18 protein-coding genes are annotated in these 26,835 nt (G+C 70.7%); 6 read left to right on the top strand and 12 right to left on the bottom strand.

The window, feature by feature from the left end; genetic code table 11:
• Nucleotides 1-5: 5 nt before the first annotated feature.
• The 3 genes from ACIBKY_RS34735 to ACIBKY_RS34725 all read left to right on the top strand — a co-directional run bounded on the left by ACIBKY_RS34735 (nucleotide 6) and on the right by ACIBKY_RS34725 (nucleotide 5,032).
• Nucleotides 6-2,288: a serine/threonine protein kinase gene (locus ACIBKY_RS34735; RefSeq protein ID WP_397103432.1), complete on the top strand. Its 2,283-nt coding sequence runs from the start codon at nucleotides 6-8 to the stop codon at nucleotides 2,286-2,288.
• A 72-nt stretch (nucleotides 2,289-2,360) separates the two neighbouring features.
• Nucleotides 2,361-4,181, top strand: a complete 1,821-nt coding sequence (locus ACIBKY_RS34730; RefSeq protein WP_397103430.1) for a serine/threonine-protein kinase — start codon at nucleotides 2,361-2,363, stop codon at nucleotides 4,179-4,181.
• A 77-nt stretch (nucleotides 4,182-4,258) separates the two neighbouring features.
• The gene (locus ACIBKY_RS34725; protein WP_397103428.1) at nucleotides 4,259-5,032 is read left to right on the top strand and encodes a hypothetical protein; all 774 of its coding nucleotides are present in this window, start codon (nucleotides 4,259-4,261) and stop codon (nucleotides 5,030-5,032) included.
• 167 nt (nucleotides 5,033-5,199) lie between these two features.
• On the opposite strand, the gene ACIBKY_RS34720 is transcribed toward ACIBKY_RS34725, so the two are convergent.
• The 4 genes from ACIBKY_RS34720 to ACIBKY_RS34705 form a co-directional block, all read right to left on the bottom strand.
• Entirely contained in the window at nucleotides 5,200-6,075 is an 876-nt protein-coding gene (locus ACIBKY_RS34720; RefSeq protein WP_397103426.1) for an alpha/beta fold hydrolase, read from the bottom strand.
• Nucleotides 6,072-6,755, bottom strand: a complete 684-nt coding sequence (locus tag ACIBKY_RS34715; RefSeq protein ID WP_397103424.1) for a TetR/AcrR family transcriptional regulator — start codon at nucleotides 6,753-6,755, stop codon at nucleotides 6,072-6,074. Before ACIBKY_RS34715 ends, ACIBKY_RS34720 begins: the two co-directional genes overlap by 4 nt.
• A gap of 26 nt (nucleotides 6,756-6,781) precedes the next feature.
• Nucleotides 6,782-7,717, bottom strand: a complete 936-nt coding sequence (locus ACIBKY_RS34710) for a CU044_5270 family protein (RefSeq protein ID WP_397103422.1) — start codon at nucleotides 7,715-7,717, stop codon at nucleotides 6,782-6,784.
• A 305-nt stretch (nucleotides 7,718-8,022) separates the two neighbouring features.
• A complete protein-coding gene (locus tag ACIBKY_RS34705) occupies nucleotides 8,023-9,189 on the bottom strand; it encodes a hypothetical protein (RefSeq protein ID WP_397103420.1) in 1,167 nt (388 codons plus the stop codon).
• 122 nt (nucleotides 9,190-9,311) lie between these two features.
• Here ACIBKY_RS34705 and ACIBKY_RS34700 point away from each other — a divergent pair, with 122 nt between their 5' ends.
• From ACIBKY_RS34700 to ACIBKY_RS34690, 3 genes are all read left to right on the top strand, one after another.
• Complete coding sequence (locus ACIBKY_RS34700; RefSeq protein WP_397103418.1) at nucleotides 9,312-9,773, top strand: hypothetical protein; 462 nt, start codon at nucleotides 9,312-9,314, stop codon at nucleotides 9,771-9,773.
• A 207-nt stretch (nucleotides 9,774-9,980) separates the two neighbouring features.
• Nucleotides 9,981-11,435: a hypothetical protein gene (locus tag ACIBKY_RS34695; RefSeq protein WP_397103416.1), complete on the top strand. Its 1,455-nt coding sequence runs from the start codon at nucleotides 9,981-9,983 to the stop codon at nucleotides 11,433-11,435.
• Entirely contained in the window at nucleotides 11,432-11,974 is a 543-nt protein-coding gene (locus ACIBKY_RS34690) for a hypothetical protein (RefSeq protein ID WP_397103414.1), read from the top strand. The genes ACIBKY_RS34695 and ACIBKY_RS34690 overlap by 4 nt, the downstream gene beginning before the upstream one ends.
• On the opposite strand, the gene ACIBKY_RS34685 is transcribed toward ACIBKY_RS34690, so the two are convergent.
• From ACIBKY_RS34685 to ACIBKY_RS34650, 8 genes are read right to left on the bottom strand one after another with little or no spacing between them, the layout of a single operon-like run.
• On the bottom strand, nucleotides 11,975-14,992 hold the full coding sequence (locus ACIBKY_RS34685) for a hypothetical protein (RefSeq protein ID WP_397103412.1): 3,018 nt from the start codon (nucleotides 14,990-14,992) through the stop codon (nucleotides 11,975-11,977).
• Nucleotides 14,989-17,073, bottom strand: coding sequence for an Hsp70 family protein (locus ACIBKY_RS34680; protein WP_397103410.1), 2,085 nt, complete (start codon nucleotides 17,071-17,073; stop codon nucleotides 14,989-14,991). Before ACIBKY_RS34680 ends, ACIBKY_RS34685 begins: the two co-directional genes overlap by 4 nt.
• 23 nt (nucleotides 17,074-17,096) lie before the next feature.
• Nucleotides 17,097-18,764, bottom strand: a complete 1,668-nt coding sequence (locus tag ACIBKY_RS34675; RefSeq protein WP_397103408.1) for an Hsp70 family protein — start codon at nucleotides 18,762-18,764, stop codon at nucleotides 17,097-17,099.
• Complete coding sequence (locus ACIBKY_RS34670; RefSeq protein WP_397103406.1) at nucleotides 18,761-19,339, bottom strand: nucleotide exchange factor GrpE; 579 nt, start codon at nucleotides 19,337-19,339, stop codon at nucleotides 18,761-18,763. Before ACIBKY_RS34670 ends, ACIBKY_RS34675 begins: the two co-directional genes overlap by 4 nt.
• Nucleotides 19,336-20,007 carry an RES family NAD+ phosphorylase gene (locus ACIBKY_RS34665; protein ID WP_397103404.1) on the bottom strand — a complete coding sequence of 224 codons (672 nt, stop codon included), beginning with the start codon at nucleotides 20,005-20,007 and terminating at the stop codon, nucleotides 19,336-19,338. Before ACIBKY_RS34665 ends, ACIBKY_RS34670 begins: the two co-directional genes overlap by 4 nt.
• 1 nt (nucleotide 20,008) lies before the next feature.
• Entirely contained in the window at nucleotides 20,009-20,683 is a 675-nt protein-coding gene (locus ACIBKY_RS34660) for a hypothetical protein (RefSeq protein WP_397103402.1), read from the bottom strand.
• 18 nt (nucleotides 20,684-20,701) lie between these two features.
• On the bottom strand, nucleotides 20,702-22,285 hold the full coding sequence (locus ACIBKY_RS34655; protein ID WP_397103400.1) for an Hsp70 family protein: 1,584 nt from the start codon (nucleotides 22,283-22,285) through the stop codon (nucleotides 20,702-20,704).
• A 9-nt stretch (nucleotides 22,286-22,294) separates the two neighbouring features.
• On the bottom strand, nucleotides 22,295-26,413 hold the full coding sequence (locus tag ACIBKY_RS34650) for a CHAT domain-containing protein (protein WP_397103398.1): 4,119 nt from the start codon (nucleotides 26,411-26,413) through the stop codon (nucleotides 22,295-22,297).
• Between the last annotated feature and the right edge of the window lie 422 nt (nucleotides 26,414-26,835).

Here is a 26,835-nt window from a genome sequence, read left to right as displayed (position 1 = left end):
CAGGCGTGGACTCCACGGTCGACTGGTTCTCGTCACCGCACGAGGTGATGCGGCAGCTACCCGGCTACCGGATTGTCCGGATCATCTCCCAGACCGCGATGAGCTCGGTCTACCTGGCCGAGGACCTCACGCTCCCGCGCAACGTCGTGCTGAAGGTGATGAACCCGCACCTGGCCAGGAAGGACCCGAGCTTCCGCCTGCGGTTCACGCGCGAGGTGGCCACCGCGGCCCGCCTGGACCATCCGCACATCGTCCCCGTGTACGCCAGCGGCGACGTCAACGGCACCGTCTACGTCGTGCTCAGGCACGTCAACGGCGGCGATCTCGGCGAGCTGATCCGCACCGGCGGCAGGCTCGGCCTCGCGCGCGCGAGGCACATCGTCGGCCAGGTCGCCTCGGCGCTGGACGCCGCCCACCAGGTCGGCCTGATCCACCGCGACATCAAGCCGGGCAACATCCTCATCGACACCGCCGACCACGTCTACCTGTGTGACTTCGGCATCGCGAAGATGGAATCGGCCACCACCCTCACGACCGAGGGGCAGTTCCTCGGCACGATGGACTACGCGGCGCCGGAGCAGTTCAGGTCCGGCCCGATCGACCGGCGCACCGACGTCTACGCCCTGGGCGCGGTGCTGTACCAATGCCTGACGGGCGAGAAGCCGTTCCCGCACCGCGAGCCGTCGGCGGTGCTGTGGGCGCACCTGTACAAGACGCCGCCCAAGGTCACCGACCACCGTCCCGACCTCGGCCCCGGCATCGACGGGGTGGTCCAGAAGGCCATGGCCAAGGAGCCGCGCGCCCGCTACGACACCTGCGGCGCCCTGGCCACGGCTCTGACCAGCCCCGGCGATCCCCGCCCCGTCCGCGCGCGCCCGCGCGGCGCGGTCTGGGTGGCGCTCGCTCTCGTCGCCGTGGTCGCCGCCGTGGTCACGCTGATCATCCGCCCGTGGTCCGACGATCCCGCGGCGCTCGCCCGCGTGCCCGCCGCGCTGCGCGGGACGTGCGAGCGCGCGGGCGACGGCGCGGGCCTGCCGCTGTCGGCCGCGTCGCTGTCGTGCCGGGCGTCGGGGCAGACCGTGCAGATCGGGTTGTACGCCTCCGACTCCGCCCTGGGCCAGGCCTACGAGCAGACCCTGCGGCAGGCGGGCGTACCCCGTGCGCAGGGCGACTGCTCGAAGGCGTCGGGCGCCGAGCACCGCTACCCCGGCATCGGTGCTCCCCGGGGCCGGCTGCTGTGCTTCGAGCGGAACGCGGTGACCTGGCTGGTGTGGACCGACGACAAGCACCGGACCATGGCGAGGATGGAGAGCCGCGCCGCCGACGAGCTCAGACTTCAGCAGACCTGGAGCACCTGGACGGAAGCACCGGCTTTCCCCGCTCCGCCGGAGAAGGAGGTCATGCGCCTGATCGGGCAGACGGACTGCGAGCGGGCCGTGGCCGGGACGCTCGACCAGTTCCGCGACGTCGTCACCGGCATGGACTGCGCCTCGGACGAGAAGGGCGCCGACGACGTCTCCTACTACCGCTTCGCCAGCCTGGACGGCCTGCGCCGCAGCCACACCGGCCAGGTCGGCAGGACCAAGGCGCCGGACGCCTTCTGCCCGGACGAGAAGCCGGCGAAGTTCCTGAGCAACTCCACCTACGACAACAAGAGCGCCCACCTCGGCGAGATCCTCTGCTACAAGGGCGAGACGCCCACGGTCGAGTGGACCGTCGAACCGCTGCTCCTGATGGGCCGGGCCACCGGCAAGGACGCGCAGGCCCTCATCACCTGGTGGGAGGAGTCGCGCTCCCCCACCATCGACACGGTGATCGCGGCGGTCAACACGCAGGCCAAGCCGCCCTTCCCGACCGAGCGGGAGAAGTCCCTGCTCGACCGCGTTCCGGCCGCCTCCCGCGTCAACTGCCTGCGGCCGGCGGCGGAGCAGATCAAGAGCAACGTGCCCGGCGCCCGGGTGACGGCGGTGGCGTGCGGCCCCACCTCGGGCGCGGGCGTCGTCTTCTACTACCAGTTCCCCGACACCGCCTCGATGCGGCGGAACTACCAGGCGATCGCCCCGGCGAAAGGCTCGTGCGACCTCGAGTCGCGCACCTTCGTCGGCGAGAACGCGTACTCGGTCGGCGGCAAGACCGCGGGCCGGCTGCTGTGTGGCGAGAGCAGGGCGGGGCGGCCCTACCTCTCGTGGACCAACGAGAAGCTGAAGATCCAGGGGTTCGCCTTCAACACCCTCGAACGCGCGGTGCTGCTGAATTGGTGGAGAGAGGACGCCGGACCGATCTCCTGAGCGAAGGCGCTGACTCCAGGCCCATCGCTCGGTAAAGTGCGCAGTGTTCCGTCCCCTCCGAAGGGAACCACGGTGCGTCTGGGCAGGTCGGTCGGCCGTCGGTATCGGCTCACCAACGGTCCCATCCGCAGCAGGACCAGCGAGGTCTGGCTGGCGCGCGACGAGCAGCTCGGGCGGGACGTCGTGCTGAAGCGGATGCTGAGCGGGCACGACAGTGTCCGCGGGTTCAGCCGGCTGCGGGCCGAGGCGCGGGCTCTGGCGCGCTTCAACCACCCGCGCATCGTCACGCTGTTCGACGCGGTCCAGGTCGGCCGGGGCCGGCGGGCCACGTCCTGGCTGGTCATGGAGCACGTGTCGGGCGGGAGCCTGAACGGGCGGCCGGCCGTGGCGCCGGAGGTCGCCGCGAGCGTCGGCGCGCAGGTCGCCGACGCGCTGGTGTGCCTGCACGCCGAGGGCATCGTCCACGGCGACATCAAGCCGGGCAACGTCGTGGTGACCGGCGACGGCACCGTCAAGCTCGCCGACTTCGGCGCCGCCTACCGCGTCGGCGGCGATGAGACGATCACCCCGAACAGCGCCATCAGCTACACGCCCGACTACGCCGCCCCCGAGGTCATCCTCGGCCGGTTGGAGCGGGGCTCGGACGTGTTCTCCCTCGGCGCGATGCTCCACGCGCTCGTCACCGGCTCGCCGCCGGAGCGCGGCCCGGGCGGGCGTGTCCTGCTGAAGGCCGACCTCGGGGTGCTGGACGAGGTGCTGCGCGCGATGCTCGGCAGGGAGCCCGGCCTCCGTCCTGACGCCGCGGAGGTGCTGCGCCGGCTCACGGAGATCGCGGGCGGGGCCGTCCTCGATCCCGGCGTGCACGGCGCCGCCGACTTCCACGCGAACCAGCGCGCCGGCGACGCGCCCGGCAGCGTCATCCTGGGCACGGTCAGAAACCACCCGTACCTGACCGGCGCGGCCGCCGTCCTCGTGGCGGCGCTGGCCGGGATCGCGTCCTTCCTCCTGCCGCCGTCGGAGAGGGACGGCAGAGCGCAGGCGATCGGGCCCGTGTCCCTCATCGGCGACCCGCGGACTGTCGATCCGTGCGCGCTGACCGAGCCCGTCGCGCTCGGCCGGTTCGGCGCCACCGAACTCGACCGGGCCTACGGCAACTTCGACCGATGCGACGTGCTGGTGCGGCCCGACGACGACAGCGTCGTGGACGTCAGGGTGGACTTCAACCACGACCCGGGCGCCGAGCAGCCGGGTCAGGCCAGGACCGTGGGACGGATCGGCATCGTGGAACAACCCCCCGAGCGCGACTCGTGCCTGCGGATCCTGCTGCTGGCCGGGGAGAGCGACACCAACATCACCATCACCGCCAAACGCGACGATCCAGGTAAGGCACCGCTGTGCGCCATCGCCGACGTCGCCACCGGCAACGCCGTCACCGTGCTGAACAAGGGGCCGCTGCCCCGCCGTACCCTGCCCGCGCGATCGCTGGGGCACCAGGACGCCTGCGCGTTGCTGCCCGCCGCCGCGCTGGAGGTCATCCCCGGCATCGACGCCAACGAGCCGGACATCGGGTTCGGCAGCTGGCAGTGCGGCTGGGCGAGCACGACCAGCAAGCTCTGGCTCGACGTCCGCTTCGACCAGGGACCACCCCCGAACAGCGCGGACGGCTCCGCCACCATCGTGAACGGCTACCGCACGATCCTGCGCCCCGAGGCGGACGGCGACGAATCGTGCCTGGCCCAGCTCGTCTACCGGACGTACCACGACGACGACGGCCGGGCCGCGGAAACCGTCAACCTCCTCGTCACCGGATCACGCTCGGCCGACCAGCTCTGCCAGCTCGCCAGGCGGCTCACCGCGTCCGCCGCCGCCGCCCGGCTGCCGCACCCGGCCTGAACGCGGCCCGGGACCGGTCCCGAAGCGGGCGATGGATCCTGACATCCAGTGCCCGTGATGTCTGAAGGAGACGAGCGATGCATTTCCCCGACAGCCTTGCCCGTGGCGTCGCGCCCGTTCGTCCCGGCACGCTGCACGCCCGCACCATCACCGGCGGCGTCAAGGCCGCCCCGCGGAGCGGCGCGGTCGTCAGGTTCGGCAGGGCCGGCAAGCCGGAGGTCGACCTGGGCGTCGGCGAGGACGACCTGCACGTGAGCCGCCAGCACGGCGAGCTCACCTATCGCAGGCGGCAGTGGTGGCTGCGCAACACCGGCCAGCAGCTCGTCCGGCTGCCGCGCGGCCGGTTCCTGCACGCCACGACCGATCCCATCCCGCTCGCCGCCGGCTACACGCCGCTGTTCGTGAAGGGGTGCGGCCATCGCGAGCACCTGATCGAGCTCTACGTGAGCGGCCACGACGACGAGGGCCTGATCCCCCGCCGCCGGGCCGACACGCTGCCGCCCAAGATCTGGCCGCTCGACGACGTCGAACGGCTCCTGCTCGTCATCCTCGGCCGCCGGTACCTGCTCTACGAGGAGAACCCGCGTCCGCTGACGTACCGGCAGGCCGCCGGCTACCTGGCCGAGATCCGCCGGGACGAGACCTGGGGCGAGCGCAAGATCGAGGCCAGGGTCGAGACCGTACGGCGTCGCCTGGACGCGAGCGGATTCCCCTTCCCGTTGATCCACGACATGGCGACGGGCCGGCCCTGCGACAACAACCTCCTGCACAACCTGCTGAGAGGCCTGGTCGACTCCACGACCCTGGTTCCGACGGACCTCGAACTGGTGGAGGACGGCCACCACGCCTGAAACCGGGAACCCGGCCTGGACCTCACCAAACTCCGGGAAGCCCTGGAGGAGATCTTCGACGCCGGGCCGGCCACGGGATGCCGGTCACGGAACCGGTGCGCCTTCGCAACCTGTTCAAGTACTGCGCGCTGGGCCCGCAGGTCTCCCTGGAACCCGCGGGCGAGGGGTCACCTCGTCGCGGTCGCCAGGAAGTCGCGGGCCAGGCGGCTGAACTCATCCGGCCGGTCGTAGGTGACGATGTGCCCGGCGCCGGGCATCGTGACCAGGCGGCTGTCCGGGGCCGCCGCGGCGGCTTCGGCCATCTCGGCGTGGCCGACGAGCGGGTCCCGGTCGCCGCGTACCCAGAGGGTGGGCGTGGTCAGTCCCGGCAGGTCGGGCAGGTAGTTCACGCGCATGGCGAAGGGGCCGTAGGCGCGTACCATCCAGTCGTCCAGTGCGGGCTCGCCGTACTCGGCCTTGGCCTCCGCCTCCTCGGTGGCCAGGGCGAGGATGGTGTCGAAGTCGCGGGTGCCGGCTCCGGCCGTGAGGTTGGCGATCATCGACTCACGTACGGTCCTGGGGCGGCGGGCCAGGTAGCGGCTGCTCAGCCGCATCGCGCCGGGCGTGCGGGTGAGCATCCAGGTGAGGAACTGGGCCTTCCGCCTGGCCCCGAGCCCGCCGGGTGCGACGGCGATCAGGGCGTCGATCCGGTCCGGGTGCTTCAGCGCGTACCCGATCGCGATTCCGGCGCCCAGCGAGATCCCGATGACGGAGACCCGCGGCAGGTTGAGCACGTCGAGCAGGTCGTCGAGGAAGCGGGTGTAGAACGCCTCGTCCAGAACGCCCCGCCACGGACGGCTGCCGCCGTGGCGGGGCAGGTCGATGAGGTACACCCGGTGGTCGGGCGCCAGGTCCGGGACGACGTGCCGCCACACTCCTTGCGCGGTGTCCAGCATCCCGCCGTGCAGGAGCAGCAAGGGCGGGCCCGACCCGCCGGCCCGGTACAGCCGTACGGGGCCGCCGAGGACGGTCAGGTCGGTGTAGGTGTCGAAAACGCCGGTCATGCGGGCTCCTCCAGCCGGCCGAGTTGGTCGTCGAGACGGGCCAGCAGGGACAGCTGCGCCGCCCGCGCGGCCGCCGGATCGGCGGGCAGGCCGCTCGCCAGCCCGCGGCCGGCCATGTCGGCGAACAGGCCGACGGCCTCCGACAGTTCCCCGGCGGTCATGGCGCCGAGGACGCCGGGTGCGTGGAGCAGGCCCAGCGTGAAGATGCCGAGGACGCGGACGATGCCGTCCGTGGAGACCGCCGGGTCGATGACCCCGGCCCGCTGCAGCTGACCGACGTAGTCGCCCAGCCAGTGGAACCGGTCGAGATAGCGCTCGTCGCCCACGCCGCGCACATGCTCGCCCAGCACCGTCTCGTCCCCCAGGTAGAGCGCGCTCATCAGGGGGTTCGCGAGCGTCGCCTCCACCGCGAACCGGTAGACGGCCGGGAGGTCGACCAGGCCGGGCGCGCTCAGCACCCGCCGGTGCACCTGGGCGGTCAGCTCGCGCATGTCCTGGTGGAGCACGGCGGCGAGGATCGCGGCCTTGTCGGCGAACTCCAGGTAGACGGCGCCCTTGCCGATCCCGGCGCGGGCGGCGAGGCCGGCGACGGTGGTGTCGGGCCAGCCCTGGTCGAGGATGAGCTGCCGGGCGGCGGCGAGAATGCGCCCCCGCCGGTCCGGAACGAGTGGGCGCGGCATAGTGACCAGAATTGCAGATCTGGTCACTACCTCGCAAGGCCGGGCCGGTCCACGATCCCCGTCGCCAGCCACACGTCGGCGGAGACCGCGCCCTTCTTGACGATCACCTTCCCGTCGCGCACCTCGTCCCGCAGCCAGACCGTCTGATCGGCCATGACCCGATAGGTGCCCGGATCGAGGATGAAGTAGCGGCGCGGGCTCTCCGCCGACCGGAACAGCCCGAGCCCCGTCCTGCCGGTCGCGTCCTTGACGTTCGGCTCGATCCGCACGCCCGGGATCTTCGCCAGCGCGCGGAAGATCGCCGCCTCAAGCTTGGGCGGCATGACCGCCTGCCGCTTCAGATACAGCGTGAGGATCCGGTACGCGCGCACGTCCGGGGCCTCGACGTGCTTGGGCGCCCCCTCATCCCGGGGCTTGTCGATCCGGCGCCGGTCACCCGCGACACGGGCGAGCAGCTTGTCCGGATCGGTGGGGAGCTTGAGAAGCTTCTTCCGGTACGCCTGGGGCGACAGGTCGTCCGGCGGAACATCCCGTACCCAGATATTTCCGTCTACGCCCCGCCCCGCGCTCTGCTCGCCCTCATAACGCAGCCAGCTCTCGTAGGTCGTGGTCCGGCCGTCCGCGGGCTGGACATTGAGGGTCTTGGTGTACTGCCACTGATCCGGCCGGGGCTCCGGCGCCATGGGCCGCTTCTCGACGGTCTGCGCCGCCCGCTCCAGCACGATCTCGGAGTTCAGCGTGATCGTCTCGACGAACGGCACCGGCCGTAGCTCCGGGGAGTGCCGGGGTACCGTAACCACGACAACCGCGACCGCCGCCGCCGCGGCGGCCAGCACGGACGGCAGCACCAGGTACCCGCGCGGGCCGCGGCGCGTCACCCGGCGGCGCAGCCCGCGCAGCCGGTCGGCGTCGGGCATCGGCGCGTCCGCGCGCAGTTCGGCGAGGATCTTCAGGTCATCCATGATCTGCCTCCGCATCCACGACGAGGGCGAGCGCCACTTCCTCGTAGCTGAGATCGGCCCAGCAGGACCTCGCGATCCTCCGGCGAGGATACTCGCGAGCGCCCCCGCGAGATCGCGCTCCGCCACCTCGTCGACCCCGGTCCGCGCCGGCGCCTGGTAGAAGCGTCGTTCCTTACGGCGGTGCTTGCCGATCAGGTTGGCCGCGATGCCGTACAGCCAGGGGCGGGCTTCGGGGTGACCGCCTCGGTGTCGTCACCCTCTTTTCCCCGAAGTGGCGGCTTGAGTTCCCGGCATGGAGCGCTTGCTTAGGGAAGCAGGCTCCAGCGTGGGCCGTCGGCGGTGTCCTCCACGCGTACCCCGCCCTCGGCGAGCGCGCCGCGCACCGCGTCGGCGACCTCGAAGGCGCCCTCACACCGAAGCTTCTCCCGTACGGCCAGCAGCGGCGGCACGATCCTCGCCACCACCTGCCGGCCGGTGTGCGCGGCGAGTGAGGCGATCAGCCGCCGCAGCACGTCCCTGGCCTGCAGCGGCCCGCCGTCGTCCTGTTCGGTGTCGGCCGACCAGCCGGCGATGTCCTCCTCCAGCCGCAGCACCGTCCGGGTCGCCGCCGAGACGTCGTCCGCGCCCAAGGCCGCGGCGAAGGACTCCTCACAGGCCTCGACGATCTCCCCGAGAGTCCGCTGGGCGGCGACCTCCTCCGGAACCGCCGGCCCGGCGAACCTCCCCTCCCCACGAAGCAGTTCCCGCAGCTCGGCCAGCGTGGCCGACGCGCCGGCGGGCAGCACGCTCTGCCCGCCCCGGGTCCGCACCGTGACCCCGCCCCGGCCGGCCACGCGTACCCGCTCATCCACAAGGTCGACGACCAGCGCCGTATGCTCGTCGATTCCCAAGATCCCCGTACCGGCGGGAAGCTCACGCTCCATCCGTGACAACCGCCGCTCCCCCAGATAGCAGAAGCGCGTGTCGTGCGTGCCGCCCTCGGCGTTGTCATAGTGCGGGATGACGACGGCGTTCAGCCCGGCGGGCCCCAGAAGATCAAGCCCTTCCCGCCAGTACGGCTCCGCCCCCACCTTGTAGATCTCATACACCGGAACGGTCGCCACCCCGGCCGTGCACGCGGCGGCGGAGGCGAACACCGTGACCCCCTGCCGGGCCCGCACCCGCGCGACCAGGTCCGCCATCGCCGAGCCACCCGCCCACCGGTCCAGCGCGTACGTCGGGCTCCCGGGGCCGCAGAACACCCAGTCCGCACCCGCCACGACACCGTTGACCTCGACATCCAGGCCGACGCTCCGGGCGAAGTACTGGCAGGCCCGCGCGGAGATCTCCGCGGCGTTCTCCTGGAAGGCATAGGGCGTGTCAAGCAGCACGGCCCGAGGCTTCGGCCCCAGTCCGCCGATCGCGGCGCGATGGACCTCGACCATGGTCGGGCTGGTCTCACCCGAGCCCATCAGCAGCAATACTCCGTGCATCGCGTCCCTCCTCATGTGCCGCGCTTCCAGCGACGCACGGGCGGGCCTCTGCAGCAAGTCCACACCTGCTGAATAGACGCTCCTGCATACTTGTCGCAGATGGCCGGAAGACGGGGAGCAACGTGACGGTCTCGGTTGAGGTGCTGATGCTGCTGGCCGACCAGCAGGGTACGTGGTCGTACCGGCGAGCCGCCGCCACGCCCCTGCCCGGCGAGGCGCCCGACGAGACCGCCCGGCGGATCAGCGGCATCCAGGCCGACGACCCCGCCCACGTCGTGCACTCGACCAGCTGGCGCCATCTGCCGGAGCTGGACCAGATCGTGCTCACCTACGCGGTATGCCCCGACCCCGAACCGGAAAGCGCCCGCACCCCCCTGAACGACCTGACCATTGCCCGAGGCTCCGCCCCCGCCGCCCCGAGCCCGGACCAGATCGAGAACGCCAACGTGGCCGCCCACGCCATCCAGCACCTCGCCTTCCTGCGGACCACCGACCCCGTGGTCGAGCGCACGCTGGAGCAGTGGCCGACGATCGCCATGGCCCTGGCCTTCCCCGCCGGAGAACTCGACAACGTCCGCGCGTAGGACGTCAGGCCACGCAACATACAGAAATGCCCGTTTAAAGCTGCCCGAAAATAGCAGGGCAGCGAACGGGAACGGACACTTACCAACCTGGAGCCCATACTGCCCATTGGCGGAAAGCAGGGATGCTTACCGCCATTTCCATTCACGGCGCTCGGCAGTTATCACTAGAGTAGATGAGATATCGACACATCTCTCTTTGGGGGATTTATGGGTGCGAAGCCGCAAAATCACCCTTTCGCGCATGTCGCTGCCTTGGAACCCGATGGAGAGGCAGCCGCCCGAGAACTGCGGGAGCTGTACGGCACGCTGCGGAAGCGTCACGCGCCCGGCGACGCCGAACAGCTGAAGATCGCCGACGCCGCGGCCGGCCGCCGGGATTTCGACGCGCTCAAACGATTCATCGCCGCCGGCATTCCGCTGGACGACCTCACCGAGACACAGCACGCCCGGGTCGGGCGCATCATCGGCTGGCGGAACGCCACCGCGGTGCTGCCCCTGATGCTCACCTGGCTGGCGCTCGCGGCGGCCAGCTGGGCCTATTACGGACAGGTCACCACAAAAAAGGATCTGGTGACACAACCCTTCCTGGTGTTATGGCAGGGCCGTTTTGGCAATTTGCCCATCCCGACATTTGCAGAAACGGCAATGGCGGCATTCGTCCTACTTTTGGCTGTATTGACACTAACCATTTGGGCGCGCAGGGCGGAAAGTGCGGCGAATAGGACGATCGCCGATGTCGGCCTACAGGCGGACAAAGCGCTGCATGCCCTCGACCGAGCGGTCGAGAGCAACGGCGTACGGGCGCCCGACAACGCCAAGGAATGGGCAGAGGCGGCGAGCCTGATCCTGTCCGAAACGCAACAGATGATCAAGGCGGCGGTGCGTGACACCGAACTGGTCGCCAGGAAGAACGCCGAGATCACCCAATCGGCGAGCGAGCAGCTGACCCAGTTGCAGCTACGCGGCGAGGAACTGCTGAAGGGAGTCGGCGAGGAGACCCGGGAGGTGATGCTCGCCCTGCAGAGGAAGGCCGAGCAGACCACCACCCTCGTGGGCCAGGAGGCCACCCGGGTCCTGCAACAGGCGGGCGAGGCCAACCGGCAACTGGTCGAACAGCAGATGAAGCCGCTGTTCGAGGGGTTCGCGAAGTCGCTGGCCGACTACCGGCGTGACCAGAAGACCTACAGCACCAGCGCCGCCGCGGTGGCCGGGGCCGCGAGTGACCTGGCGGGCGCGGCGGCCGGGCTGGCCAGTAGCGTCGGCGCGTACACCACGATCGCCCGGTCCATCGACGAGAAGCTGGCGGCGATCGGCACCTCGCAGTCGGAGTTCTCCGGGCGCATCGCGGCCCACTCGGCGGGCATCACCTCGGCGGCCACCTCGTTGAACGAGGTCACCGCACTGGTCACCGGCGATCTGAAGCGCGATATCGAGACGCTCACGCAGAACGTCGTGAAGGCCGGCCGAAGCCTGGCCGCCACCGAACGCAACCTGGCCACGACCACTGGATCGCTCGAAGCCGCGACGCGGGCCATGGGGAGCACGGCCACCGACCTCGCCCGCGCCGCCGCGTCGGTGGAGAAGGCGGCCAAGGCGATCAGCGCCGGCGCCGGGGTGTCCGGCCGCGGCTTCTGGTCACGGCTGTTCGGCGGGCGTCGATGACCCGCGTACGCCGGGGGACCGGGAGCCGTCGCGGCCGCAGAGAGCCGGGCAACCTCGTGTTCGGCACCATCGGCTGGCTGTTCGCCGATCTCATGGTGGCTCTGGCGATGGCGTTCCTGGTGGCGACGACGGTGGGCGTGCCATCGCCACCCGAGCCGGCCCCCACGCCCACGCCCTCTCACACCCCCACGCCGAGCCGGACGCCCGAGCCGGGACTCGAACAACGACCGGTCGAAGTGACCATGAAGGTGGACTGGGCGGGGCTGCTGGCGGGCGACGACGCGGCCGAGGCGAAGATACGGCGTAAGGTCCGCGAGGACGTGAAGCTGCACGGCCGGCGGGCCGGCCTGGTGCTGGCCTTCGGCGGCGCGGGAGACACGGATCCCGGCCGCGCCCTGAACATCGCCGGGAAGGCGAACGCGGTGCTCAAGGACCTCGGCAAGTCCGGCTACGTCTTCGACGACGCCGTGTTCCGGCCCTTTCTGAGCCACCGGGCGGTCAACACCCTGGTCCTGGACATCTACCTGTTCAAGAAGTGATCACAGCGGCACGAGCTCCACGGCGGACGCCTCGCCGGAGGAGGCGGTGAACAGGCGGTAGCGCAGCCGTCGATCGGCGAACCGCGGCAACGGCACCACGCGCGTGCCGCTGACGGTGAGCGGAACGACGAGGGCGCAGCGGATGCCGTCCTCGCGGGTCCGCGGTGGCCGCTCCCGCCGGCCGTACAGGGCGATGGCGGGGAGCCTGACCCGGGCGGCGGTCCTCAGCATCAGTTGCGGCCGCCGGGCATCCGCCCCGAGCACCTGGTATTCGACGCGGACGGGCGGCCTGACGAGGTGGCGGCGCACGCCCGCGGTCACGAAGTCCGTCCCGTCCCGCTCGACGACGACGGCGACCACGACGTGGGCCGCGGTGTCGTCCGGCCCTACGGTGATCGAGCAGCCGCCCACGTCCTCCCCGGGTTCCCTGGTCACCGACAGCGGCAGCGCGGCGGTGGTCGGGTCGAGCAGTTCGGCCGTGGGATGGTGGCCGACCAGCGCCCGCGTTCCGCCATGCGCCCAGGTCCAGGCCAGGCGCAGGATCCCGTCCTCGAACTCCCCCTGCAGCTCGGACACCTCTTCGTGGACGGCGAAGCGCCGCGGCCTGCCGACATACAGCATGCCGTCCGCCCGCAGGACCGGCACATAGGAAAAGCAGCCGAGCTCGGTGTCGAAGAGGATGTCGGACACCGGCGGGGGCTCGGGCCGCACGTCCCCGTCCACCTTCAGGACGCCTTCCCGCCCCTGGTCGCCCTCGCGCAGCGATCCGGAACCGTCCTGCCGGACGATCAAGACCTCGCCCCGCTCCGGAGGCGGATAGCGGATCTCCACCTTCAGCTTGTACAGGTTGTACTGCGCGCTGGAGCTGGTCAGGACCAGCGGGCCGGGCGGGGCAAGCGGCTCGTACGGCGTCGCCTGCCGCACCAGGCCGGCCGACCAGCGCGTACCCATTCCGGGGACGGAGTACGACGCGCGCGCCGTGTACTGGTAGCGCACCCCGTTGACGACCTCCTGGTCGAGCAGTTGCGGCTCCCGCGTGACCGGCAGCACCACCGGCGCCCCGGAACCGCCCACCACCCGCCGGGAGATCTCGACCCGTTCCGCGCGCTCCGGCGGCGTCCAGGTGAGTTTCACCTGACGGTGGCCGCTCTGGCAGTTCAGGTCCGGGTCGGGCAGGACCACGACGGGCTCGGCTACTCCGGGCGCGGACTGTGTGCCGGCCCGTGCGGCGATCACCGCGTAGGTCAGCGGCAGCCCCGCGGCCTCGCCGGCCGTGCCGTCATGCCAGGACGAGTCGGTGGTCTCGCCCAGGCGACGCTGCCCCGGCAGGCTGCCGGCGGACTCCGGCGCGTCCGTGCCTGTCCGCCGTACCACGACATAGGAGACACCGGGGTCCGTCCCGCCCGACCAGCTGACCAGCACGCCGGCGGACGGGTCCGGGACGGTGGCGCGCACGTCGCGGGGCCGCTCCGGCGGGATGCGCTCGAGCTCGGCCTTGGCGACCTCCAGATCCGCGCACCTCCGCAGCGCCTCGGTGAGGAGCTCCACCCGCCGGGTCGTGGAGGTGCGGGACTGCCGGGACCGGTCGTAGAGCTCACGCGCCTGTCCGATCATCGCCTCAGCCCGTTCGAGCAGCGCCGTGGACTCGGGGAACCCGGGCGGCGCCGTCCGCAGCAGGTCGGCCGCCTGGATGTGTTTCCTGGCGTTCATCAGGTCGGTGATCGTGGCTCGGATCTGATCGACCTGTTCGGCCGCGCTCTTCCAACGCGACCGTGCCTTCTCGATCATGGCCGAGACCGGATCGTCGCGTCCGGGCGGGAGCCGCCAGATGCCCTCCGCCCGATCCAGCAGACTCTCCGCGATCGGCATCCGGCCGGCCTCCAGGGCCTCGATGGCCTGGGTGATGAGATCCCGCACGGTGTCGCGCTGCCCGATCGGAAAGCCGCAGGCGCAGCCGCCGTACCGGGGATCGACGGCGCCGCACGCCGGGCAGGGTTCGCGCAGCCCGAACGCGCACATCACGCAGATCTCGGCCAGGGGTCCGTTGAGCATGGTGCATCGGGGGCACTGCACCTGGTGGCGCAGCGTGTCCTCGGCCTCGGCCGCCGGCAGTTCGAGGGCCCAGCCGCGCTGCCGGAACGTCTCCCGCAGGTGCCGCAGCGCGAGATCCAGGTCGTCGATGCCCCGGCGTCTGGCCTCCTCCAGGAAGGCCAGAACCTGCTCGCCGCTGATCGCCTTCGCCGCGGCGAGCACCTTGACCACCCACGCGATCAGCTCGTCCAGCGTGGTCAGCCGCATCGACGTGTCGTGGCGTTCGCGCTGCTCGTCGGTGGCGAAGAGTGTCTTGGCCAGGCCGCTGAGCAGTTCCCGCGCCTTGATCGCCGGATCGGATTTGTTCTTGCGCCTGTGCTCCGTGCGGTAGAGCTCGTCGGCGGCTTCGAGCAGCAGCTTCCGGGGGCTTCGGGGGGTGACCGTCGGAGCCACCGTCTTGAGCGCGTCATAGAGCGAGTGGAGCCGCGCGCTGTCGAGCATGTCGCGCAGCCGGGCCGCGGTGGAAGCGTCCAGCCGGGCCGCGGAGAGATCGTCCTGCACCGGCCCGACCGGTGTGGCGTCAAGGCGGCCGGCCAGATCCCGGTCCGAGGCCAGGACGTCGGCGTACTCCCGGCGGAGCGACTCCGCTTCCGGCGGCAGCAGGTGGCCGCGCTTGGCGAGGAGCTGGAGCCTGGCCTGGAACTCCTTGCCCTTGGCCGCCAGCTCGGCCTTCCTGCTCCCCTTGGCCCGTCGCCGCTCCGCCTCGCGCCTGGTCTCGTCCTCCATGACCTCCTGGATGGCCCTGGTGGCGTAGAACTGCTGGTTGCGCCTGGCCGCGATGGTCGAGGGGCTCATCCGCGGCCCCGTGGCCGCCATCGACCACTGGTTGCGGGCCTGGGCCAGCGCACGCTGATAGGCCTGCTCGTCCCACGGGGCGTCCGGGTCGAGCCCCAGCAGGGTGAAGAAGTCCGGGCGATCCTCCGTCAATGCCCGCCCCCTTCGGTGATCTCCCGGGCGATCGTGCCGAAGACCTGGCTCAGCGAACCGAGCTGGGTGAACATCGCCTGCTCGGTGGAGGAGGCGATGCCGCGCAGGAACGCCTGGTCGGCGCTGCCGAAACCGACGGCGATGATCTCGATTCCGGCTTTGTGGCACCTGCGGGCCCGGCCCGTCGCGTGGCTCTGCTCCGACCAGACGCCGTCGGCGAGCACGACGCTGAACCTCCGGTGCGTGGTGTCGGCCAGCAGCCGGTGGATGTCGTCGAAGGGATGTGTCGCGTTGCCGTAGCCGGTGCTGCCGACGGTGAACCGGCGGATGGCGCGTTCGATGTCCGCGGCGTTGTTGGTCGCGGGCAGGGAGACGTCGACCCGGTCGGAGAAGCCGATGAGGCCGACCGCCACCGTGGTCAGGTCAAGCTGGCTCACGAACGCCCTGGCGGCCTTCTGGGCCTCGGCCAGCGGACTGCCGGCCATGCTGCCTGACAGGTCGAAGGCCAGGTAGACCGTCATCGCCGCACGCGAACCGCCCCGCCGGGGCGGCTGGAGGAAGCGCTCGGGAACGTCGGCCGGCAACTCCTCGACGTTGACGACCAGTGGGGCGCCCGTGACCCGCTCCACCGCGGTCACCTGGACCAGGGCGCTGTCGTCGTAGGCGTAGGAGACGTCGATCACGGCGTCGCGCGGGCCCTCGGCGGCGGGGAAGCCGGTGACGACGTACCGGCCGAGATAGACGCAGTCCCGAACGTCGCCGGTCTCGCCCTGGGTGAGGAAGACCTCCATCGTGTCCCCGCCGTCGCCCTTGAGCCGGAACTGGTAGGGACGGGTCGCGTTCGAGGGAACGCGCTGGTTGCGCGGGAGCAGGACGCTGTTGACGTACCTTTCCCCGGCGGCGTCCTCAGCGATCATGCCGAGGCTGTGCGCGACGACGTTCTTGATCTGGCGGGGTACGCCCAGCCGGAGGATGGGCCTGGCCTCGCCGAGGTCCGAGCCGGGCAGGCGCAACCGGGTCTGCTCCGCTTCGGCTTCCAGGAGGATCGCCGCCTGGGCGGCGGCTCCGAGCGCCACGGCGTGATCGGGATGGATTCCGCCCATCGGCGGCCTGCCGGACATGTGCTCGATCCACCGCGCGACCATCGGCATGCGGGTGGAGCCGCCGACAGGGAGCACGCCGTGAATGTCCGCCCAGGTGAGCCCGGTCTCCTCCAGCAACTTGACGGTGAGCTGCCCGGTCTGCTCCAGCAGGTCCGCGCAGGCCGCCTCGAACGCCTGCCGGGTCACCACCGCCTTGATCGTGCGGCCTCCCAGCGTGAGACGCGCCTCCGCCGCCCGGCGCGCCGACAGCGTCTGCTTCAGCCGTTCCGCCTCGACCAGAAGGACGCCGGGGTGTGCCGCCAGCAGCTCGGCGTCTTCCGGGGGCAGGCCGCTCAGCATCTCGCCGGTCAGCCGGTCGTCCCAGTCCCGTCCGCCGAGTTCGTGGTCGCCCTCGGCGGCGATGACGGTGATCTCGTCCGGACCCACCTCCACCAGCGAGATGTCGAAGGTGCCGCCCCCGAGGTCGTACACCAGCAGGCACCGCGTGTCCGGCCCCGGCCGCAGCCCGTACGCGAGGGCGGCCGCGGTCGGCTCGCTCATCAGCCGCGGCACGTTCAGCCCCGCGCGCCGGCCGGCCTCCAGCGTCGCCGCGCGTTCCGGGTGGGTGAAGTACTCCGGCACGGTCACCACCGCGTGCGTGACCGGCACCCCCAGCGCCGCCTCGGCCTGGGCCTTCAGCCGCGCCAGTACCAGCGCCGACAGATCGGCCGGCGACCATTCGCGGTCGCCGAGCGCCAGCCGGAACGCCGGATTGCCCATGAACCGCTTGAACAGGTGGGCGACCTCCGCCCTGCCGCCCGCCTGATCGGCCTTGGCCTCCGCCCCCACCACGGGACGGCCGCCGGCATCGAGCGTGACCACGGACGCGGTCAGCGGCTCCCCGTGGGCGTTGGGGATGATCTCCGGGTCGCCCTCCCGGTTGACCCAGGCCACCGCCGAGTAGGTGGTCCCGAGGTCGATGCCGACGGCTGTGTCCACGTGTCCGTGCCTTCCTGGGTTCGCTATCCGACGACGCGAATGCCGCGCGAGCGCTCGATGGCCTCCTCCACCTCTTCGAGGGAGAGCACGCGGTCCGTTTCGATGACGGCGGTCACGGTCTTGCCGCCCTCGGCCAGGTCCTTGCCGGTGATGTGCAGGCGTCCCTGGAGGTTGAGCTGGAAGGTGATCTCGATGGGCGAGCCGGCCGGGAGGCCGGACCGCATCTCCAGCGTCGCGTCGCCCACCTCTTCGCCCATGCCGAAGTCCGTGACGATCCGCTCGTCGGCCGTGTTCTCGAAGATCTTGATCTCGATCAGCGACGCGTTGTCGTCGCGGGTGCCGAAAACCCGTGTGACCTCGGCCGGCAGGGCCTGCTGGGCCAGCACGAGGTTGGAGATGACCTCGGTGTCGTCGTCGGTGTAGGCGAGCACGCCGAAGCTGTGGCTGGCGACGTTCGTCACCTTCATCGTGCTGAACTGCCGCACCGTGCCGAGCCGCAGGTTCATCGTGTCGGCCACGGCCTCCTCCGCCGCCTCGCGCACGTTCTGCGGCGTGGCCGCGATGTCGACCTCTTCGGGGTTCTGGTCGGTCTGCTGCGCGATCTCGTGCCGGATCCGATCGCTGATCGCCAGCTTCTGGCCGTAGATCGCGGCGCCCTTGGCCACCGCGAAGTCCGGCTCGAAGGACTCGATCTCAAACCCGAAGTCCTTCTCCAGCCGGGCCTTGACCTGTGGCATCTTGGTCGAGCCGCCGACCAGGAGCAGGCGGTCGACCGTTGGGTGCCCGCGCCGTCCGGCGTCCTCGAGCACCTCCTTGGTGAAGGTGACGGTGTTCTCCAGCAGGTGCGCCGTGAGCTCCTCGAACTTCTCCCGCTGCAGCGTCACCGCGGCCTGCTTGCCGTCGTGGCTCACCGGGATCCTGGTCTGCGGGAGATTGCTGAGGGAGCGCTTGCCGCTCTCGGCCCGCCCCCACAGGTCCTGCAGCGAGTCGGGTGAATCCAGAATGTCGCTCTCCGCGCCCGGGTGCTCGGCCCGCCACTGGTCGGCACAGTACTTGACGATCTCCTCGTCCCAGTCCCGGCCGCCGAGCTGGTCGTTGCCGCCCGTGGCGACCACCCGGATGACGTTGCCCTTGATCTCGATGACCGTGATGTCGAAGGTGCCGCCGCCGAGGTCGTAGACGAGCACGGTCTGGTCGCCCTTGTCCTGCACGCCGTACGTGATCGCGGCGGCCGTGGGCTCGTTGAGCACCTCCAGCACCTCCAGGCCGGCGATCTTCCCCGCGGTCGCGGTTGCCTCGCGCTGCGTGGAGTCGAAGTAGGCCGGGCAGGTGATGACCACCTGCTGGGGCCGCGTCCCGCCGAGCCGCGCGGCGTCGTCGACGACCTTGCGCACGATGTAGGAGGAGATCTCCTCCGGGGAGACCTCCTTGCCGTGGAACTCCCGGCGCCACGGCGTGCCCATCTCCCGCTTGATCATCTCGACGACGTTGCCGGGTTCGAGGACGGCCGCGTTCTTGGCCTCCCGTCCCACGACCCGGGTCTCCTCGTCCTCGAACAGCACGACGGAGGGAGTGATGGACTCGCCTTCGAAGTTCGACACGACGGTCGGTTTGCCGCTGGCCTCGTCAACGTGCGCGATGCACGTGTAGGTCGTTCCCAGGTCGATGCCATAAACCCGGTTGTCGCTCAACGGGGAGCTCCTTCTTCGACTTCTTCGACTTCTTCGACGGGATCGCTGGATTCTGCTGCGACATGGCGATAAGCGGTCACCCATTCGGGGCGGAGGACCTTCTCACTCCACGTGAAGCCCGCCCTGAGCCGCCGGGCGACCTGGCGGCCCAACGAGGGGTCCGGGGTGGCGACCGTGCTCACGACCTGCTGCCGATTACGGTCCACGGAGTCGCCTTCGACGGCGAACCGGTGCACGTCGTTCCTGGCCAGGATCTGCTCGACGGTGTCGCGGACGTACGCGAGGCCGCCGGTCGCTTCGGCCGGGGCGCCGCCGCCGATCGCCTGAGCGTCGATGGCCCGGGCGTCGATGGCCTGGGTCAGGTCATCGTGCAGCGAGACGAGATCGAGGAGCACGGGCCGCAGCAGTGCTTGCTGGAAGCCCGCGCGGTGCTTCTCGAGTTCCGCGCTCATCGTCTCGATGACGCGCTCCCGTCCACTGTCGTATCGGATCTTGGCCTCGAAGGCGCGCTGCAGTCTGCCCAGTTCCTCCAGGACGGTCGCGATCGTGGGGCTCCCGGGCTCCGGCTCTGTCACGCCGGGTTCCGTTTCCTGGGCGGTCTGGCGATCATCGCCTCGTACGGGGCCAGGTGATGGTTGATCCATATGGCTCCTTCCAGATCGTCGAGATCACGTCCCGCCGCCGGATCGGTGGCGAGGTAACCGTCCGGGCAGCGGTCCCCGAACAGGACGAGCACCGGACTGGAGCCCTCCCGTTTGGACGGCCAGATGAGGCCGTGCGCCGCCGTCGCCTGCTCCCTGATCCAGCTCGCCCAGCGGCGGGTGGCGTGGTATTCGGCGCTGACGGCGTGGACGAGCCAGGTGTCCTGAAGCACCGCCGCGAGTGCCTCCCCCGAGCACAGGTCCACCAGGGTCAGCGCCTGCGTGGTCTCCACCACACTCGCGCGCCGACCGGCCACGTCACCGCGCCGGATCACCCGCTTGCCCCGGTCGTTGAAGGGCACGTCGCGCAGCAGCGTCTCCAGCAGTGCGGTGGCCGCTTCGAACCCGGCGTAGAGGTACGGGTAGGGGTCCCGGTCGGTGCCGTCGAACCGGCCGCCGTAGAAGTTGGTGTCGGCCGGCTCGGTCTTGAAGGACGTCGCCTTGTACGTCCGGCGGTGCACCCGCCACAACCTGGTGCCGGCGGGCAGGTCGCGCAGCTTCGGGGTCGCGCGGAAAGAGGCCGGAGGTTCGCGGAAGGGCATCTCACACCCCCGGCTTCTCGTCACGCGCCGCGGCGACCAGCTGCCCGTCGGGGATTCTCCCGAGCAGCCGGATCGGTGCGTCGCCGAGCCTGCCGTTGTCGCCGAGCCACCAGTCGGCCGCGCCGAGCGGGTCATCGGCGGCCTCCAGTACCTTGTTGATCCAGCGGACGATCCGCAGTAGGGAACCGTCCTCGGCGAACTGGAAGGCCGGCCAGCTGGACGTGCCGTCGGCCGTCGTCAACCGGATCAGGCCGGGATCGGCCGGATCCTCCCCGTTGGCGATCAGCTCGTCCTCGCGCAGCGCAGGCAACGCCCGCATCCTGGCCATGATCGCGCGCTCCACCTCGGCGGCGGTTGATCCCTGCCGCCCGAGCCGGACCCGTAAGGGCTCGGAGAGCCGGAGCCAGTCGGCCAGGTTCTCCGCGCGCCGCTCCGGGTCGGGCGCCAGCCGTTCGGACCGGTCGGTCAGGGCCACCAGGAACGGATGTTCGTGCGGCAGCCGGGCCCGGAGCAGATCCGCTATCTCCTCGGCTATCTCCTCGGAAACCTCCTGGTCGCCCTCCCTGGTGAACTCATCGACGAGGGCGGCGATCTGCGCGAACTCCGCGGCCGGCAACCGGCCGCGGATCTCCTCCCACTGCTCGGCCAGCACCGTCAGCGCGCTCCGCAGTCCCATGGTTTGCCTCCCCTCTGATCACGAACCGGTGTCATGCCGCGCCACCGACTGCCTGGCCCGGTCGACGTCGTTCTGGTTCATCCCGCCGATCCGCAGCTCGAACGTGACCTGCCGGCCCGATTTCGGCTCCACGGCCCGTACGGTGAGCAGTCCACGCTCGTTCACGAAGAGCGTGACCTCGATCGGCGACCCCTGCGGCAGCTTGTGCAGGTTGAGCAGCTTGCCGCGGCCGACCAGCGCGTTGTCGGCGAGCTCCTCCGAGCTCTCCCGCGAGGCCTGTTCCCAGATCTCGATCTCGACGCCCGGCTGGTTCTCCCCCCACGTCTGGAAGGTCACCGGGCCGGAGTCGGCGGGCAGCGGGGTGCCCGCCGGGATCAGATGCACCACGTAGTAGCGCGCCAGCAGCGGGTTGGTGCGCATGCGTGGATCGTTGATGTCCGGGACCTTGACCCCGACGCCGCGCGGCAGAACGGTCGTCACCTGCCGGGAGCGGAGCCTCTCCCCCTGCGGGCTGCCGCCGGGCAGCCGGCCGGCGGGTTGCTCCGCCTGCCTGAGCTGGGCGAACATCGCCGCTCCCCGCACCACCGCGAGATCGGGTTCGTGTCGCCGGGGCGGTTTGCCGAGGAGCTTTTCCAGGCGGGCCTCGATCGCCGGCATCCGGCTCATGCCGCCCACCAGGACGATCTCATCCACCTCCGGTACGCCCCTGTCGCGCGCCATGGCGATGGTCTCCTCGGTGCCGGTGATGGTGCGATCGAGCAGGTCGGCCGTGAGCTCCTCCATCCGCTCCCGGCTCAGCTCCACACGGGCGGTGGCCCTGCCGAAGACGAAGTTCCTGCGCCGGGCGCGCGTACTGCTCAGCCGTTCCTTGAACTGCTCCGCCCAGATCCACACCTCCTGCCTGAACACGGGGTCGGCGGTGGGATCCAGCTGCGGATACTGCTCGGTGAAGGCGTTGACCAGGAACTCCCGGATCCTGGTGTCCCAGTCGGCGCCGCCGAGGCCGGGATCGCCCCCCTTGCAGATCACCTCGACGTGGTCGCCGTCCAGCCGTACGACGGCGGTGTCGAACGTGCCTCCGCCGAGGTCGTACATGAGCAGATGGCGGGTGCCCCGGATTTGTGCGCGCCCCCGGTAGGAGAGGGCGGCCGCGACCGGCTCCTCCAGCAGGTCCAGCACGTTGAGCCCGGCGATCTCGCCCGCCCGGCGGGTGGCTTCGCGCTCGGCCACCCCGAAGTACGCCGGGATGGTGATCACCACATCGCCGACCGGCCTGGTCAGGTGGCGCTGGGCTGCGGACGTGAGCTCCTTGAGTATCAGCGCGGAGATCGACTCAGGGGTGTAGCGGACGCCGTGAAAGGTGTATTCGACCCCCTCCTGCCCCATCTGGCGCTTGACGTGCTCGACCGACAGGTCCGGGGCCAGTTGCGCGGAACTCTTGGCGGCCTGGCCCACCAGGACCTTCTCCCTGCGGTCGAAGTAGACGACCGAGGGCGTGGTCGTGTCCCCGATCGCGCTGGGGACGATCACCGTTTCCCCGGATTCGTCGACGTACGCGATACAGGAGTTCGTGGTGCCGAGGTCGATCCCAAAGGCTGTCAACGGGTCTCCTCATCGGCCCTGATAGGTGAAGGCTGCCCAGGACTCGGGCTCGTGGAGCGGCATCTCCGCCAGCCGCGCGATCACGTCGGCGGCCAGGCGGGCGGGAACGCGGCGGCGCGGGTCGATCATCCACAGCTGCGCCGCGCGCAGCGCGACCGCCGGGTCGTCGTACCCGGAGTTCAGGTAGTGGTGGAACATGCTCATGAGCACGGCGGTGGGAAAGTCGTCCACCGGCCATCGGGCGCCGACCGCTCCCACCGCCCCGCCGGCGACGAAGGCCGTCGCCAGCGTCAGCGCCTCGTCGTGGTGGCCGCTGGTCAGGTCGCTGCCGCAGGCGGCCAGCACGACCAGCCCGCCGGGAACCTCGCCGGTCCCGGCCTGTCCCTGGCGCAGGATGTCCGTCATCCCGAGGCTCTCGAGGAGGGCCAGCGTGAGGTGGGAGTCGACCGGCCGGGGTCGCGGACTGGCGTGACAGCCCAGGTGCAGCAGTGTCGCGCCGCCCGAGTCCGGGCCGGGTAGCAGGGCGAGGACGTTCCGGCCGGTGGCGCGGATCAAGGGGGGAGCGTTCGCCCCACGGGTGCGGCCGCCCAGCAGGCGGGCCCGTGGATAGTGGTGTTCGCGGATCTGCTCGATCTCCTTCGAGGTCCAGTACAGGTTGCTGTCCCGGACGTTCACCAGCGCGGGCTCCTCCGCCCAGGGGCGGGGCTCGCGCCGCCTGGTGTCGACGAACTGACGCGCCGAGGCCGCGTAGGAGATCACGGCGTCCTGGCAGGCGTACCGTGCCCGGCCGTTTCCGACGGTACGGCGGGCGGCGTGCCAGGGAACGGCGCCCAGTTCGCCCACCGGGACCAGGATCAGGCGGTTGGTCCTGGAGGGGTCTGGTGAGTGGCCGGCCACCGAGTCCAGGAGGGGCTCCATAGCCGCGGTCCAGGCCCAGTCGCACAGCTCGCCCAGCGCGCGTCCCCATGCGGTCCGGCTGCTCTCCTCCTGGTCCGCGCGCTCACGCTGGGCCTGGACGAAGGCCGCGACCTTGCTGCCCTGCCCGGTGCTCAGCCGGGGCAGATCCACCCGGTGTACTCGCTCATCGGGGCCGACCACGAGGGCGACGCCGCCGCGCCAGCCGGGATGGGAGACCAGGTAGACCAGCGCCGCCGCGCCGGACCCGCGCAGCGCCCCGGCGATCTCGGCGACGGTCGCGGGGTTGAACAGCCGGCGCTCGGCGTCCGTCCCCTCGATCGCCGCCATGACACGCTGCCGGAGGGCGCCGGGCACCTGGATCTCCGGCAGGTTCTCCATGAACTGGGCGTGGCGCTGCGGCGTACCCGCGGATTCGTCCGGGACGTCCGCGTGCGGCCGCCAGGGGGCGTTGTCCGCCTGGGATGAGGCCGCCTCCCACTCCGCGACCAGGTCAGGATGGTCCGCACCCAGCAGTTCGGGGATTCCGGTCGCGGTGGTCGCGGCGTGCAGCACCAGGGCCCTGCCCGATTCGAGAGCTTCGATCGCCGTTTCGGTGAGCCCGGAGGCGGCGCACCAGAGCGCCACCTCCGCGGCCTCGCCTCCACCGGCCACGGCTGCCTCGAAGGCGCGCTCCGTGCTGGTCTGGAGCATCACGCTCCAGGCTCGGGCGCGCAGGGAGGCGAGGCCCGTCTGGCCCATGCGTTCCTGGTCGCGCAGGCGCTCGTCGGCGCGGAGGTGGTAGGCGCCGGCCAGGCTGTTCAGGTTCAGCGCCATCAGGTGACTGGGCGCCTCGCCCTCCGCCGCGCGCCGCGCCTCCTCCATCTTCTCGATGGCGTTGCTCAGGTCGGCGCGATCATGAGTGATCTCGTACCGCATCACCAGGGCTCCGCCGATCATGCTCAGCAACCACAGGCGGGAGTTCCCCAGGTCGGCGGCGGCTCGGTGGGCCTCGCTCACCGCGGCGAGCCCCTCGTCGAGCATCTGTACGTCGCGGTGCAGGAAGGCCAGGCCGATCTTCGCGTGTCCGGCGATGCCCGCCTCCTGGGCGTAGTACGGGCTGCCCTTGTCCATATCCCGGACCCTGGCCGCGAGGGTGTCGACCATCGTCCCGAGGTCTTCCGGTGGGGAATGCGCGTTACGCGGGTCCAGGACATGCCCGGCGATGGTCCGCGCGAAGTCCAGCGTGTACAGATCATGCTCGATCAGGCGGCGCATCCGGTCATCGGGCAGCCGGTCGGTCTGCTCACGCAGATGTGCGATGATCTCGGTCAGCCGGTCGTGGTCGTGATCCCTCATCAGCGGCATGACGGCGAGGAGCCAGTCCATGAGGACGGCGTAGTCGCCTTCGGGGGCGTCGGCGGTCCGGCCGGCCTGGGACATGGTGCGGGCGTAATAGGTGGCCGCGTCCAGGTGTTCCAGATCTCCCTCCAGCCTGAACCGCTGAGCGAGGATGGCCGGCAGCAGCGCTCGGCTCAGGGTGTGGATCTGATGGCCGGGAGGAGCCAGCTCCACGGCCCGCTTGAGCCTTTCGGTGGCTTCGCGCAATCCGGGCGCGCCGTCGGATCCGCCCAGGGCCAGGCACGATTCCACGATCACGAGCAGGAAGTGCTGGACGGCCTCGTTCTCCTGGTCGGCCGCGGGACGTTCGGTCGCCTCCTGGAGGAGTTCCCTCACTCTGGCCAGGCGTTCCAGGTTGTATCTGGTGTCCAGTCCGCGTATCAGCAGGCCCGCCAGCCGTACCAGGGTGGCGGCGCGATCGGGGTGGTCGGCGGGGAGTTCCCGCAGGATGTGCTCCAGCAGCTGGAACGCGGCATCGCGTTCTTCCCACGAAGGCGGCCTCAGGGCGTTCTGACTGTCGAGGACCTGCCCGAGTACGGCCTTGAGCACGTGGCGCAGGGGGTGGGAGTCGCCGATTTCGTCGATGAACCGGCTGAACGACTCGATCGTCTCGCCCAGTCCGGCCGATCCGGCCCGCAGCGCCTGGATGTCGCCGAGCAGGCCGATCAACCGGCCGAAGTCATCGTCGGCCGCCACCTTCGCAAGGTTCCCGTGCTCTCGGAGCACGGACGCCAGGCGGTCGCCGGACGGGTCCTGGCCGCTCAGCGCGATCTCCGCCGACAGCCGCAGGGCGAGCGACATGCCGCCGTACGGCGAGCCGGCGGGATCGGGCTCGACGACCCGGTCCAGGTGATTCAGGGCGAGCCGCGCGGCCTCGGGAGAGGCCGTGTTCCCGGTGGCCATGACCCGGGCGAAGCTGTCGAGGTGCGGCATCTTGCCACTGGTCCGCAGTGTCTCGGGCGCCGAGCCGGAGAGGTGGAGGGCGGCGGCGAAGAGGTGACAGACGTTCGCGGTGTGGTCGTCGCGGTCGGGGTGTTCCGCGTACGACTCGAGGTCGGTCAGCGCCGTCTCGCGGTCCGCGCTGTCGCCGCCGAACGCGAGGAAGCGGATGGTCCGGATGGTGCCGTGCCAGTAGCGGGCGAACGGCCGGTGCGGATCGTCGTCCCGGATGTCCTTCCGTATGGTCCCCATCGTCAGGAGCGCCGCGTCGACCCGCTCGCCCAGCGCGGTCCATTCCTTCTGGTGCGTGGTGGTGGAGTCGTCGAGTTCGTCCATCTCGTGCTGGATCTCGGCGGCGAGAACAGCTCCGAGCCTGGCGGTGGCCTCGCCCAGGCCGGGGTGGGAGGGAGGCAGGAGGGCGACGCACCGCTGGAACGCGCCGGACGCCAGACGCAGGTCGCTCCGGGCTCCGGCCGGGGCGTAGGCGGCTCGGAGGAAGTGACCGGCGCCGAGGACGTAATGGGCCAGAGCAAGGTCCGGGTCGGGATCGTCGGTGGGTGGCGCCAGTCCGGCCAGGGCGCGTCCGGCGTACGTGATCGCGGCTTCCACGTCGTCGAGACTCTGCGTGGTCTCTGCGCGCAGGACCAGGAGCCGGGCGGTCTCCATCTCGATCCACGCGGGTTCGGCATCCGGTGGGACCGGCGTGTCCAGGGCCACGCGCAACGACGTGATGGCCTCGTCGAGGTCCTCGGGGGCGCCGCCGGTCACATAGCGGGCCGCCAGAAGTGAGCCGAGCTCGGCGAAAAGCTCGAAGCTCGTCTCCTCGGGCGCCCTGGCCCGAAGCGCTTCGATCAGCTCCTCGACGGCGAACTCATCCCCTGGACCTGCTGTCATCGTGGCCGCTCCTGTGCCCTGCCCGATGCGAACGAACAGACCGTACTACGCCGGAATTCACCATCTCCGGAGATAGCTGGAATAAAGCTTATTGCGCGATAATCGGGCATTCATCAAAACAATTTACGGATGCTCACCAAGGACTGTGGCGGGGTCTCGGTCCTGTCGTTAGCCATGGTCCGGCGATTCCCACGGGCTTTTTGGCTATATGCGGCTTCTGTCGACATTTAGTGCTTTTAGACGCTCAGGAGGGGAGAGCGGCGAATCCGGCGCGGTATCTGATTCGTCCCGAGGTTTCACATTGAACACCCCCACCGGCGCCCTTCCCGGTGGCCCGTTGACCTGAATTCAGCCCGTACGCGACCACATTCCGGGGCCCCACGCGACTTCGAGACACCAGGCTGGCAGCCCTCGACACCGCG

Origin of the sequence: Nonomuraea sp. NPDC050394, from assembly GCF_044459065.1 — a bacterium.
In the GTDB taxonomy this organism is placed as follows: Bacteria; Actinomycetota; Actinomycetes; order Streptosporangiales; family Streptosporangiaceae; genus Nonomuraea.
The sequence above is the reverse complement of the archived record's forward strand: the minus strand, read 5'-3'. Positions and strand labels throughout refer to the sequence as shown.

Bases quoted from the DNA above. Each gene is read 5' to 3' on its own strand.
- ACIBKY_RS34725 (WP_397103428.1), top strand. From the start codon at position 4,259: ATGCATTTCCCCGACAGCCTTGCCCGTGGCGTCGCGCCCGTTCGTCCC.
- ACIBKY_RS34650 (WP_397103398.1), bottom strand. From the start codon at position 26,413: ATGACAGCAGGTCCAGGGGATGAGTTCGCCGTCGAGGAGCTGATCGAA.
- ACIBKY_RS34665 (WP_397103404.1), bottom strand. From the start codon at position 20,007: ATGCCCTTCCGCGAACCTCCGGCCTCTTTCCGCGCGACCCCGAAGCTG.
- ACIBKY_RS34720 (WP_397103426.1), bottom strand. From the start codon at position 6,075: ATGACCGGCGTTTTCGACACCTACACCGACCTGACCGTCCTCGGCGGC.
- ACIBKY_RS34695 (WP_397103416.1), top strand. From the start codon at position 9,981: ATGGGTGCGAAGCCGCAAAATCACCCTTTCGCGCATGTCGCTGCCTTG.
- ACIBKY_RS34660 (WP_397103402.1), bottom strand. From the start codon at position 20,683: ATGGGACTGCGGAGCGCGCTGACGGTGCTGGCCGAGCAGTGGGAGGAG.
- ACIBKY_RS34710 (WP_397103422.1), bottom strand. From the start codon at position 7,717: ATGGATGACCTGAAGATCCTCGCCGAACTGCGCGCGGACGCGCCGATG.
- ACIBKY_RS34705 (WP_397103420.1), bottom strand. From the start codon at position 9,189: ATGCACGGAGTATTGCTGCTGATGGGCTCGGGTGAGACCAGCCCGACC.
- ACIBKY_RS34690 (WP_397103414.1), top strand. From the start codon at position 11,432: ATGACCCGCGTACGCCGGGGGACCGGGAGCCGTCGCGGCCGCAGAGAG.
- ACIBKY_RS34715 (WP_397103424.1), bottom strand. From the start codon at position 6,755: ATGCCGCGCCCACTCGTTCCGGACCGGCGGGGGCGCATTCTCGCCGCC.